General features: G+C 29.2%; 13 protein-coding genes and 2 tRNA genes. 3 read left to right on the forward strand and 12 right to left on the reverse strand.

Annotated elements, in window-relative coordinates:
- Positions 1-9: 9 nt before the first annotated feature.
- From purL to BA195_RS10615, 4 genes are all read right to left on the reverse strand, one after another.
- The gene (gene purL, locus BA195_RS10600; protein ID WP_068705265.1) at positions 10-3,696 is read right to left on the reverse strand and encodes a phosphoribosylformylglycinamidine synthase; all 3,687 of its coding nucleotides are present in this window, start codon (positions 3,694-3,696) and stop codon (positions 10-12) included.
- Positions 3,697-3,791: 95 nt separating this feature from the next.
- Positions 3,792-4,583: a carboxypeptidase-like regulatory domain-containing protein gene (locus BA195_RS10605; protein WP_068705266.1), complete on the reverse strand. Its 792-nt coding sequence runs from the start codon at positions 4,581-4,583 to the stop codon at positions 3,792-3,794.
- A 119-nt stretch (positions 4,584-4,702) separates the two neighbouring features.
- Positions 4,703-4,786 (reverse strand) — tRNA-Leu (locus BA195_RS10610).
- 39 nt (positions 4,787-4,825) lie between these two features.
- Positions 4,826-4,898: transfer RNA gene (locus BA195_RS10615), tRNA-Lys, on the reverse strand.
- A gap of 107 nt (positions 4,899-5,005) precedes the next feature.
- On the opposite strand from BA195_RS10615, the gene BA195_RS10620 reads away from it, so the two are divergent.
- Positions 5,006-5,524, forward strand: coding sequence for a shikimate kinase (locus tag BA195_RS10620; protein ID WP_068705268.1), 519 nt, complete (start codon positions 5,006-5,008; stop codon positions 5,522-5,524).
- On the opposite strand, the gene BA195_RS10625 is transcribed toward BA195_RS10620, so the two are convergent.
- Both BA195_RS10625 and BA195_RS10630 read right to left on the reverse strand, forming a co-directional pair.
- A complete protein-coding gene (locus tag BA195_RS10625) occupies positions 5,516-6,019 on the reverse strand; it encodes a phosphoribosyltransferase domain-containing protein (protein ID WP_068705269.1) in 504 nt (167 codons plus the stop codon). The genes BA195_RS10620 and BA195_RS10625 overlap by 9 nt on opposite strands.
- Before the next feature lie 27 nt (positions 6,020-6,046).
- Positions 6,047-6,436: an RNA-binding S4 domain-containing protein gene (locus BA195_RS10630; protein WP_068705270.1), complete on the reverse strand. Its 390-nt coding sequence runs from the start codon at positions 6,434-6,436 to the stop codon at positions 6,047-6,049.
- A gap of 79 nt (positions 6,437-6,515) precedes the next feature.
- On the opposite strand from BA195_RS10630, the gene BA195_RS10635 reads away from it, so the two are divergent.
- The gene (locus tag BA195_RS10635; protein ID WP_068705272.1) at positions 6,516-7,421 is read left to right on the forward strand and encodes an FKBP-type peptidyl-prolyl cis-trans isomerase; all 906 of its coding nucleotides are present in this window, start codon (positions 6,516-6,518) and stop codon (positions 7,419-7,421) included.
- Positions 7,422-7,489: 68 nt separating this feature from the next.
- Here the strand turns inward: BA195_RS10635 and BA195_RS10640 are convergent, their stop codons facing one another.
- The 5 genes from BA195_RS10640 to smpB all read right to left on the reverse strand — a co-directional run bounded on the left by BA195_RS10640 (position 7,490) and on the right by smpB (position 11,178).
- Complete coding sequence (locus tag BA195_RS10640) at positions 7,490-8,131, reverse strand: outer membrane beta-barrel protein (RefSeq protein ID WP_068705279.1); 642 nt, start codon at positions 8,129-8,131, stop codon at positions 7,490-7,492.
- 118 nt (positions 8,132-8,249) lie between these two features.
- Complete coding sequence (locus BA195_RS10645; protein ID WP_068705282.1) at positions 8,250-9,200, reverse strand: transketolase family protein; 951 nt, start codon at positions 9,198-9,200, stop codon at positions 8,250-8,252.
- A 55-nt stretch (positions 9,201-9,255) separates the two neighbouring features.
- On the reverse strand, positions 9,256-9,837 hold the full coding sequence (locus BA195_RS10650) for a Maf family nucleotide pyrophosphatase (protein ID WP_068705284.1): 582 nt from the start codon (positions 9,835-9,837) through the stop codon (positions 9,256-9,258).
- Positions 9,827-10,717, reverse strand: a complete 891-nt coding sequence (locus BA195_RS10655; protein WP_068705286.1) for a UbiA family prenyltransferase — start codon at positions 10,715-10,717, stop codon at positions 9,827-9,829. The genes BA195_RS10650 and BA195_RS10655 overlap by 11 nt, the downstream gene beginning before the upstream one ends.
- A 2-nt stretch (positions 10,718-10,719) precedes the next feature.
- Positions 10,720-11,178: an SsrA-binding protein SmpB gene (smpB, locus tag BA195_RS10660; RefSeq protein ID WP_068705288.1), complete on the reverse strand. Its 459-nt coding sequence runs from the start codon at positions 11,176-11,178 to the stop codon at positions 10,720-10,722.
- Positions 11,179-11,380: 202 nt separating this feature from the next.
- Here smpB and BA195_RS10665 point away from each other — a divergent pair, with 202 nt between their 5' ends.
- Positions 11,381-12,112 carry a DUF6503 family protein gene (locus BA195_RS10665; RefSeq protein ID WP_068705290.1) on the forward strand — a complete coding sequence of 244 codons (732 nt, stop codon included), beginning with the start codon at positions 11,381-11,383 and terminating at the stop codon, positions 12,110-12,112.
- 26 nt (positions 12,113-12,138) lie between these two features.
- Here the strand turns inward: BA195_RS10665 and BA195_RS10670 are convergent, their stop codons facing one another.
- Entirely contained in the window at positions 12,139-12,651 is a 513-nt protein-coding gene (locus BA195_RS10670; protein WP_068705292.1) for a SixA phosphatase family protein, read from the reverse strand.
- Between the last annotated feature and the right edge of the window lie 31 nt (positions 12,652-12,682).

The raw sequence follows: 12,682 nt of genomic DNA on the forward strand, positions 1-12,682 counted from the left end.
TTATTCTTCTTATTTAAAATCAATAATCCATTTTTTAGCATTTACAAAGGCTTCTAACCAAGGTGAAATTTCATCTTTTCTATTTGATGGATAATTAGCCCAGTTCCATTGAAAAGTAGAACGCTCAATATGAGGCATTGTTACTAAATGTCTTCCGGAATTATCACACATCATTGCGGTGTTAAAATCAGATCCGTTTGGATTATTTGGATATCCTTCATAACCATACTTAGCAACAATGTTATAGTTTTCTTCAGTTTCTGGTAAATTAAACTTTCCTTCACCATGAGAAATCCAAACACCTAATTCACTTCCAGCTAATGAAGATAACATAATAGAGTTGTTTTCTTGTATTTTAACTGAAGTAAATGAACTTTCGTGTTTTTTAGAATCGTTGTGTACTAATTTACCGTGTACTTTATGATCAGGATTTATTAAATCTAATTCCATCCATAATTGTGCCCCATTACAGATACCTACAGATAAAGTATCTTCACGTTTAAAGAAATTATTTAAAGCAGTATTGGCTTTTTCGTTGTATTTAAAAGCACCTGCCCATCCTTTCGCAGAACCTAAAACATCAGAGTTAGAAAAACCACCAACAGCTCCGATAAATTGAATGTCTTCTAAAGTTTCACGACCAGAAATTAAATCGGTCATATGTACATCTTTTACATCAAAACCAGCTAAATACATTGCATTTGCCATTTCTCGTTCAGAATTTGAACCTTTTTCACGGATAATTGCTGCTTTTGGTCTTTTAGTAACCGATCCAACTGTATCAGCTAATTTACCTGTAAAGTGAGTAGGGAAGGTGTATTGTAAAGGTTGTGCTTTATAATTATCAAATCTATCTTTAGCTAAACCATTTGCAGTTTGTTTTTGATCTAATAAATATGACGTTTTATACCAAACATCTCTTATTTGAGCAACATCAAAAGAGAAGTTATCTTCGTTGTTTTTAATGGTTACTTTACCTGAATTATTTGCAGTACCAATAGTAAAGAACTCAATCTTGTTTTCTGATAAAATTGTTTCAACAGAAGCATCAGCTTGAAAAACAATTCCTGAATTTTCAGCAAATAAAACTTTTAAAGAATCTTCTTCGTTCAAGGCTGAAATATCAAAATCAGCTCCTAAATTAATATCAGCAAAACACATTTCTAATAAAGTAGTAATTAATCCACCAGAAGCAACATCGTGTCCAGCAGAAATTTTATCAGCTTTAATTAAATTCTGAATTGTGTTAAAGGTATCTTTTACAAATTTAGCGTTTTTTACATCAGGAGCATCGCTACCAATAGTATTTAAAACTTGATTAAAAGAACTTCCTCCTAATTTAAATTCGTCTTGAGAAATATTAATATAATAGATGTTTTCTCCGTTTTGTTGTAAAACAGGCTCAACAACTTTAGTAATTTCATTACAGTTAGCTGCAGCAGAAATGATAACAGTTCCTGGTGAAATTACTTCGTCATCTTTATATTTTTGTTTCATTGAAAGCGAATCTTTCCCGGTAGGAACATTGATTCCTAAATCAATAGAAAACTCAGAAATAGCTTTAACTGCTTTGTATAAACGAGCATCTTCACCTTCGTTTTTACAAGGCCACATCCAGTTTGCTGATAAAGAAACTGATGCTAAATTATCTTTTAAAGGTGCCCAAATAATATTTGTTAACGATTCGGTAATTGAATTTCTACTTCCTGCTTCTGGGTGAATTAAACCCGAAATAGGCGAGTGCCCAATTGAAGTAGCAATACCTTCTTTTCCGTTATAATCTAATGCCATAACTCCAACATTATTTAACGGAATTTGTAACGATCCAACACATTGTTGTTTAGCAACTTTACCACCAACACAACGGTCTACTTTATTGGTTAACCAATCTTTACAAGCAACAGCTTCTAACTGTAAAACTTGTTCTAAATAGATTTGTAAATTTTTAGTTTTATATCTTGAATTTTTGTAATTTCTTACAACTGTTTTATCGGTTAGAACAGTTTTAGGAGAAGAACCAAACATATCTTCTAAAGCTAAATCCATTGGTTTATCACCTTTAGTTTCAGATTCAAAAGTAAAGCGATCATTTCCTGTAACATCACCAACTCTATACATTGGCGAACGCTCACGCTCAGCAATTTTTTGTAAAGTATGAATGTGTTTATCAGCAATTACTAATCCCATTCTTTCTTGAGATTCATTTCCGATAACCTCTTTAGCAGATAAAGTAGGATCACCAACAGGTAATTTATCTAGATTGATTTTACCACCAGTATCTTCAACTAATTCTGACAAACAATTTAAATGCCCACCAGCACCATGGTCGTGAATAGAAACAATAAAGTTTTCATCACTTTCAACCATTCCACGAACAGCGTTTGCTGCACGTTTTTGCATTTCTGGATTAGAACGTTGTACTGCGTTTAATTCGATACCCGAAGCAAATTCACCAGTATCAGCTGATGAAACTGCGGCACCACCCATTCCAATTCTATAGTTTTCACCACCAAGAATAACGATTTTATCGCCTTCTTGTGGCGTATCTTTTAATGCTTGGTCTGCTTTACCATAACCAATACCACCAGCTTGCATGATTACTTTGTCAAAACCTAATTTTCTAGGTTTTGCATCACTAGAAGCTGCATTTTCTTCGTGTTCAAAAGTTAAAACAGAACCTGTAATTAAAGGTTGTCCGAATTTATTACCAAAGTCAGAAGCTCCGTTTGATGCTTTTATTAAAATATCCATCGGAGTCTGGTATAGCCAATCTCTAGCTTCAAATTTTTGTTCCCAAAGTCTATCTTTTTCTAATCTAGAATAAGAAGTCATATATACGGCTGTTCCTGCTAAGGGTAAAGATCCTTTACCACCAGCTAACCTATCACGAATTTCTCCTCCAGATCCTGTTGCCGCACCATTAAAAGGCTCAACAGTTGTAGGGAAGTTATGAGTTTCAGCCTTTAATGATATTACAGATTCGTATTCTTTTGTTTGGTAAAAATCAGGTTTATCAGCACTTTTAGGGGCAAATTGTTCTACTTTAGGTCCTTTAACAAAAGCAACATTATCTTTATATGCTGAAACAATATCGTTTGGATGTTGTTTTGATGTTTCTTTAATTAGCTTAAATAGGGAAGTAGGCATTTCTTCTCCATCGATAACAAAAGTTCCATTAAATATTTTATGGCGGCAGTGTTCAGAATTTACTTGGCTAAATCCAAATACTTCAGAATCGGTTAGTTTTCTACCTATTTTAGTAGCAACACTTTCTAAATATTCAACTTCTTCATCGCTTAAAGCCAAACCTTCTTGTTGATTATATGCTGCGATATCTTCAATATTTAAAATAGGTTCAGGCTGAATATCAATAGTGAAAATCTCTTGATTTAGACTGTTGTATTTTTGAGAAATCATTGGGTCGAAAGAAGAAAAATCTTCAGAAACAGTTTCAAACTCTTCTATTCTGATAATATCAGAAATACCCATGTTTTGTGTTATTTCTACAGCATTTGTACTCCAAGGAGTAATCATTGCTGCTCTTGGGCCAATAAAAAAGACGTCTAAAGACGTCGCATTTATTTTAGGTTGGTTGCCAAATAACCAGGTAAGTTTTGAAATAGTTTCGGTAGATAATTCTTTTGTTGTCTGAACAGCAAATACTTTACTGTTTACGTTTCCAAAGAAATGAATCATTATGTTGTTGTGTTAGTGTTGTTTTATAGGGGGTAAATTTACTTATTTTGAATGAAATATCGGCATAAAAAAAGCAGCAATTTTGCTGCTTTTTTTTAATTATTATCTTCAGGAATTTTATTTATTTCTATTTTTCCTTTTTTCTGGGCTTTGTAATTTTCATAACAGTTTAAAACGGCTTCAATAATTTGGAGGTCACTTGCCTTTTTTATAAAATATTCAGAATAATTACAGTCAGATAGTAACTTAGTTAATTCTTGTCTATCCATTTCTAAGTATTCCATCATTACTTCTCTGTCAAATTTACCCGCTAGCATTTTACGTAAATCATCTTCCTTTTTTAACTTTTTAAGCTTTTTAAGTTGCTTAGGTTTTTTGCCAAATAAGTTATAAACTACATCTACAGGATTAAAAATTTTATCAACAATTGAGGTTCTTTTTTGGGGTTTACCAACTTCATAAGTTTGTGGTAATCCGTTAATATGAATTCTTGTAAAACGATCTTTAGGCACCTGTTTAACATCAACCTCTAAAACACCTATTAATTTTGTTGACTTAATAACAATTTCTTTAACATCTTCAGGTTTTTCTTCTAAAGATATAATAACCTCATTTCCTTTTAAAAGATCGTTAGTTACTTTTAATTTTATAGATGAAAACCCTATAAATGAAACTAGAACAGTATCGTTGACTTTTGATGTTAATTCAAAAACTCCATCTTCATTGGTAATTGTACCTGTAACAGAGTTTAAGTTTAAAATATGTGCAGCACTTAAAGGTTTTTTGTTGTCAGCTCTAATAACTTGTCCTTTTAGTTTTTGATTTTGAGCATACCCTAAAACAGTTATGAATAGAAATATAATGAGAGATAAATGTTTTTTTTTCATAATGTAAAAGTAGTAATTATTAAACTGCTATTAGTTAATAAAAATGTAAAAAGATGTTTAGAATAGCAATAATGAACAATAAAGAAATCTAGTTTTTAACAAGATTATTTTTTAAATAGTGCACGTAACAGGAGTTGAACCTGCACGTTCTTACGAACACAAGCCCCTCAAGCCTGCGCGTCTACCAATTCCGCCATACGTGCATAAATAAAAAAAAGCTAAGCAGATTGCTTAGCTTTTCGTGACCGGGCTGGGGCTCGAACCCAGGACCCTCTCCTTAAAAGGGAGATGCTCTACCAACTGAGCTACCAGGTCATTGCTTCTTTCTGAAAGCGGTTGCAAATATACAACAGTTCTTTAAATCTAAAAAACTTTTTTGTAATATTTTTTATTGATATTTGTAATCGTTTAATTATTAGTTTATGAAAATAGTATTGGTAGGGTATATGGCTAGTGGAAAATCTACAATTGGTAGATTATTATCACAAAAAGTGAACTTTTCTTTTATTGATTTAGATGATTACATTGAAAAAAAGGAAAAAATGACGGTATCTGAAATCTTTGAAAAGAAAGGTGAAATTTATTTTAGAAAAAAAGAACATTTATATTTAAAAGAACTAATGGTGTTAGATATGGATATTATTTTATCATTAGGAGGAGGAACTCCTTGCTATGCTGGTAATATGGATATAATTACAGAATCGAATAACACGAATGCTATATATTTAAAAACAAGTATTGCTACGATAGTTGAAAGATTGAAAAATGAAAAAAACCAAAGACCTTTAGTAGCTCGATTAAAAGAAGATGAATTAGTTGAATTTGTTGCCAAACACTTATTTGAAAGAAGTTACTTTTATAACAAATCAACACATAAATTAACCGTTGATAATAAAAATATTAATGAAATCGTTAATGAATTAATAAAAATATTAGGTTAAATAAACAACTGTTTCGTTATTTTTAAATTCTACAGTTACATGTTCTTTAATAGATGTAGAAAGTGAAATTCCTTTAAAATCTGCTTTTACAGGATATTTTTTATGATTTCTATTAACCAATACAGCAGTTTTAAATCGTTTTAAAGGAACGTCTAAAAAATGTTTGATAGCATAAATTAATGTAGTTCCCGAATTTAAAACATCATCAACCAAAACTAACGATTTATTTTCATATTCATTAACATTTAAAGATGTTGTGATTGATTTTATAGGATTTTTTTTGTCAATTAAAATTTTACATATTTTGATTTTTAAGGAAGAAATTTCTGATAAAATTTCAATTACTTTTTCAGCAAAAATGTATCCATTATCAGCAATTCCCGCAATTATAATTTCTTTTTCATCACTATTACTTTCGTAAATTTGAAAAGCAATACGACGAATTTTTTGTTCAACTTGTAAATTATTTAATATAATAGTATCTGAAACAGTCATTATTTTTATTTTTTTTTGATAAAGGTATTACAAATTAAGATTATTTTCTTCAAAATCACCACTATAATCATCAATATCTCGACGATCTTTTTTGGTAGGTCTTCCTGCTCCTTTTTTTCGGTAATAATCTTTTGAGTATTTCAATAGTTCAGTCCTTTCAAATTCTTCTTTTGGAGTTAGATCTTTTCTATATAAATCAACTAATTTTGCACCTACCCGGTTAGGTGGTATGTCTAAAACTTTTATTTTATAGTTAATTTGATTCTTTCTAATCGTTATTTCTTCATTCCCAAAAATATCCTTTGAGGGTTTTAAGTTTGAGCCATCAATTTTAACATGCCCTTTTTTACAAGCTTCAGTAGCTATGCTACGTGTTTTAAATAAACGAATACACCATAAATATTTATCGATTCTCATATAAAAAGTTAAAATTTATCTTTTAGTTTTTTACAAAGGTATAAAAATGGTAAATTGCGCGTTAAAATTTCGATATTAAATGATAAAATTTAAACATTTATTTTATACTATAGCAATAGCTACTATTTTATATTCTTGCGGAAGCGATAATAACAACAATACTGTAGATAACTTTGATCATGCTGCTCAAGCTCCTATTGATAATGATTCAATAGTGAATTTTTTGAAAAACAATTACTATGATACCGATAAAGATTCTGTTAAAGTAATTGATGCTGGTCAAACACCATCACTATGGGAAGAAAGAGAAGGAAATGAAGGAGGTGTTGATGTTAAACTTTATATAAAAGATGTTAAAGATAATGATGTAGATTATAAATTATATTATTATTTAAAAAAACAAGGTATTCCTGATGTTGATAAAGGCTATCCAAAAATGATGGATTCTGTATATGTAAAATATAAAGGGCAAATTATAATAAAAAAGGATAGTTTAAGTGTTGATTTTGAAAAAAATACCGCATGGTTTTCTTTAATTCAAGTGATTAAGGGATGGACATATGGTTTTCCTCATTTTAAAGGAGGTAATAATATAACATCTAATGGGCCGATAACATATGACAAAGGAGGTAAAGGAATCTTATTTATACCATCGGGTTTAGCATATAAAAATAGCGGTACGTTAAGTATTGCTGGTAATTCAAACTTAATGTTTACGTTTGAGTTATGGGATTTTGTTAAAGACACTGATGATGATCAAGATAATGTACCTTCTTACTCTGAAGATATTGATGGTGACGGAGATCCGAGAAATGATGATACCAATGGAAATAGAATACCTAACTATTTAGATACAGATGATGATGGAGATGGAGTTTTAACTAAAGATGAAGATGCAAACGGTGATGGTGATCCTAGAAATGATTTTAGCGACCCAAATAAACCTACTATTCCTGATTATTTGAATAGAGATATTAGAAAATAAAATATTTTAAGCATAAAAAAATCCGAAGTTTTGGCTTCGGATTTTTTTATGCTTAATTTTTAGTAGGATTAAAATCTATATGATAAACCAATAATAATTTGATTTACTCTAGTATCAAAAGTTGTTTTGTTTGATACGCCAAGAACATCTCTTGTAAAGTTAGATTCTGTATCAGAAAAGGCTCTTTCCCAACGAGCATCTATTCCTATTTTACCTATATCAATACCAAAACCTAATTGCATTCCTAGGGTAAAGCCATCCGATTTTACATCTTTAAGATCACTAATGCTAAAGTCTCCATCTATGACATACTGAAAAGTTGGTCCAGCAAAAATGCGCCCCATACCGAATACCTTTTTACCTAATAGTACAGGCACGTCTATTTTTCTAAATTCATAGCTTGTAACTACATTTTTTACAACAATTCCACCAATTCCAGAAGTTTGTGTTTTATATGTAACATCATTATTTAATTGAGTGTACACGAGTTCAGGTTGAATGTACAAACCAATAACAGGTATTTTTATTCTAGTCCATATACCAGCGTGAAAACCTGTTTTACTTTTTGCTCCACTAAAAATGTCACTACTTACGTTTGTAATAGATTTCGAATTATAATTTACCCCTCCTTTAATACCAAATTGTATTTGACTTTGACTCAATGGAACTCCTCCTATAAAAAGAAGTGTTAATAAAATTATTTTTTTCATTATATCTTATTTTAGACTACTATTAAAAACTTACTTTTTGTTAATTTATTGAGTGTTTAGCAAAAAAAAAGCATCATTTTTAAGTCAAAATGATGCTTTTTTTTATTTTTAAGTAAAATTATTTTCTTGAAATAACTTTTTCTACGGCTTTAATAATCGCCTTATCATTTAATTCATATTTTTCCATAAGTTGAGCTGGTGTTGCAGACTCTCCAAAACTGTCATTAACAGCTACAAATTCTTGAGGAGTAGGAGTGTTTGTTGCTAAACAACGAGCAACGCTTTCACCTAAACCTCCAAATTTATTATGCTCTTCAGCAGTTACTATACAGCCTGTTTTTGCTATAGATTTTAAGATGATATCTTCATCTAAAGGTTTAATGGTATGAATGTTTATTACTTCAGCAGTTATTCCTTTAGTTTCTAATTGTTCAGCAGCCTGTAAAGCTTCCCAAACTAAATGCCCTGTTGCCACAATTGTCACATCATTTCCTTCTGTAAGTTTTATTCCTTTACCTATCTCAAAAGGTTCATCAGTCATAAAAACTGGTACTTTTGGTCTACCAAAACGTAAATATACAGGTCCATCATAATCAGCGATAGCTAATGTTGCTGCTTTGGTTTGGCTGTAGTCACAAGTGTTTATTACTGTCATGCCCGGCAACATTTTCATCAATCCAATATCTTCTAAAATTTGATGAGTAGCCCCGTCTTCACCAAGAGTTAATCCTGCATGAGATGCACAAATTTTAACATTTTTGTCTGAATAGGCTACTGATTGACGAATTTGATCGTATACACGACCTGTAGAGAAGTTTGCAAAAGTTCCTGTAAATGGAATTTTACCTCCAATAGTTAAACCAGCAGCAATACCAATCATATTTGCTTCAGCAATTCCTATTTGAAAGAAACGTTCGGGATGATTGTTTTTAAAATCTCCCATTTTTAAAGAACCTGTTAAATCTGCACATAATGCTACTACATTAGAGTTGGTTTTTCCTAATTCAGTTAAACCATCACCAAATCCAGATCTAGTGTCTTTTTTTTCGGTATACGTGTATTTTTTCATTAGTATTTGTTGTGTGTTGTAAGTGTCAAAAATAATCTTTTATAAAAAAACAACGTTACAATTTTAGTAATTCTTTATAAAGTTTATGAACAGGGAAGCCCATAACGTTAAAATAACTACCTTCTATTTCGGTTATTCCTATCTTTCCAATCCATTCTTGAATTCCATAAGCTCCTGCCTTGTCAAAAGGTTTGTAGTTGTTTACGTAATAATCAATTTCAGAATTGGTTAGTTTTTTAAAGGTAACTGTTGTAGTATCATTAAAAACTTTTTGAAAATTTTTACTTGATATACAAACAGATGTAATTACTTTATGTGTTTTTTCAGATAATTCATTTAACATTTTAAAAGCCTCATCATAATTTTTAGGTTTACCAAGTGCTTTATTATTAGACCAAACAATCGTGTCTGAAGTAATTAATAAATCTTTAGCAGTTAACTCATCTTTAAATGGTTTGGATTTTAAAATAGCAAGAAAATCGGTTATTTCTGATTTTTTTAAATTGTTTGGGTAAATTTCTTCAATTTCCTTTGTTTTTATAATAAAAGGAATGTTTAAGTCTTTTATAAGTTCTTGTCTCCTTGGTGAATTTGAGGCTAGAATTACGTTGTAATTAATCAATTTTTCAGATAACATATTTAAAGTAGTAAGCTATAGCAATAACACCCATGATACCGAAAGCATGAAGTGCTTTCATTTTTTTAAGTAACGATCTATAACTTTTATTAGTGGTTGCTTTTGTTAATAAATACATTGTATACACTTGAGGTAACAAATTTGAAAGTACTATTGTAATAAAAAGGTATTTTGATTTTTTAAGACTAAAAGCTAGAAATAAAATTAAAATAGCTGAAAAAAACATCATACTTAATATAACTGATTTAGCTCTTTTTCTACCCAAAAGAATAGACATTGTCTTTCGTTTGTTTAAGTTATCTTCATTTATAGTTGTAATACCTTTAATAGTTTCTTCAATTAAGGTGCTTATAAATGATAATAATAGATAAACCATTGTAATAAACTGAAGTTTAAAAAAAATATTCCATTGATTTGTTGTCAAATTAATAGGAGTATCAATAGCCCAAACACATAGTATTGTAAAAGGAAGAAGGAAAGATTTAATTAGATGACTTAAAAAAGAGTTTTTTTCAGTATATTTTGAAAAAACTATAGCTGTAATAGCACAAAAAAGAAAAAGAAAAGAAAAGTATGGTTTTTGAATTTTAAAAGATAAACATACACCAGATAAAAAACCTAAAACAAGACATAAAGAAGAAATTATTTTTAAGTTTTGTGAATTTATGCTAATTTTATTATGATAATAATGTTTTAGAATATAGATGCTTATGTAAAAAAGCATACATGAAAATGTAAATATTGTTATGTCAACAAAAGACAATGTTGTTTCAAAACCAAAACCATATAAAAAACAATATTTTACTAAAAAAATAATAAAAGAAAAATATAAAAGCCTTTTCCATTCAATAACGTTAAAAAAGATTTCTAAAATTTTCATTACTAATTGAAATCTTTTTTAATTCTAGCTAAATCCCTTTTGTTATCTCTATCTTTCATAGTTTCACGCTTGTCATGCGTTTTCTTTCCTTTAGCTAAAGCAATATCTAATTTAGCCCAACCATCTTTATTAATAAAAAGTTTAAGTGGCACAATAGTACTCCCTTTAGCTTCAACTTCTCTTTCTAGTTTTTTTAACTCACGCTTATTTAATAATAAACGACGTTCACTTGTAGTTTTATGGTTAAAATGGTTTCCAAAGGCATACTCTTCAATATACATATTGATGATAAAAAGTTCTCCTTGATCATTAAATTCACAAAAACTTTCGGTTATTCGAGCTTTGCTAAGTCTTATTGATTTTATTTCTGTACCAGTAAGTTGTATACCAGCCGTATATTTATCTAAAATCTCGTATTCGTAACGAGCTTTCTTATTTTGTATGTTTATGTTTTTTTGCATATGTAATAAACAAATATACTCATATAATTTTTCAGCTAAAAAGAAATAGTATACTATGTTTTAAAAAATTATTTTTTGGTATAAAATAATGTAACATTGGTAATAATTAAACTAAAAACACTTTATTTTTATTAACATAATATTATAAGGATTGATGTTAATATTCTTGTAATTTTGAATTTCAAATTTGAAATAAAATAATATGCGATATCTAATATTAATGTTACTTTTTGTAGTTTCCTGTAAACCTGAAAAAGAAAAACTTACTGTTCAACAAATTGTTGACAAATCTATTCAATATTCTAATTTAGATAAAATTAAAGATGCAACACTCTCTTTTAATTTTCGAAATAATAATTATACAGCAAAAAGAAAAAAAGGGGAATTTGAATTTACAAAAACTACGGTAAAAGACTCGGTGGTTACAAAAGATCTTTTATCAAACAGTAATTTTCAACGATTTGTAAATGATAGTTTGGTCTCGTTATCTGAAAAAAAAGAAAATATTTATCGTAATTCTGTAAACTCAGTACACTATTTTTCAATTTTACCTTTAGGTTTAAACGATAATGCTGTTCATAAAAAACTATTAGAATCGGTAATTATAAAAGGAAAAGAATATTATAAAATACAAGTAACTTTTTCTGAAGATGGTGGAGGGGATGATTTTGATGATGTTTTTATTTATTGGTTTAATAAAGAAACTTTTTATTTAGAGTATTTAGCCTATAAATATCATACTAACGGCGGCGGTGTTCGTTTTAGAGATGTTAAAAAAGAAAACTTAGTGAACGGAATTCGTTTTGTAGATTATAATAACTATAAGCCTATGGATAAAAATATAGATTTTAATACTATAGATAAATTATATGAAGAAGGTAAGTTAAAAAAGTTATCAGAAATTGTGTTAGAAAACATCAAGATTAAATTTTAAAAAAAAAACAAAAATCAGGCTAAAAGTTAATCAATTTTTAGCCTTTTTACTTGGGTGTTATTTTTATCAAGTGAAGTTTTAAAAGAAATCATAAATAAACTAGCATTATCGTTGTCATCCATTTGTTTGTATATTTCTGATTTTAATATTTTATTAGCAAAAGCTGGTGTGGTGTTACTATGTCCAACAATTAAAACAGTTTTACCTAAGGTGTTTTTTTGAAAATCATCATTAAACATACTACTAGGATCGTAACTTAAAATCTTTAAATTTTTACTTTTTGCTGTCGGAGTAGCAGTTTGCTGAGTTCGGTTATAATTGGTTGAATACACAGCGTCTAAATCAATATCTTTAAAATAATTCTTCCAGTTCTCAGCGCGTTTTAATCCTATTTTATTCAAATTTGGATTTCTGTTTGTTGCATCGCTTCTGTCTTTTTCTGCATGACGAATTAAGTAGTAAGTTGTAGTTGTTTCTTTAAAATTACAAGAACCAAACACTGAAAGTGCTAAAAACAAAAGGAAAATATATTTTTTCATAATAAATGTTTATAAGAGCGAATATACTTAA

The sequence above is a fragment of the Tenacibaculum soleae genome, from assembly GCF_001693415.1.
GTDB classification, from domain to species: domain Bacteria; phylum Bacteroidota; class Bacteroidia; order Flavobacteriales; family Flavobacteriaceae; genus Polaribacter; species Polaribacter soleae.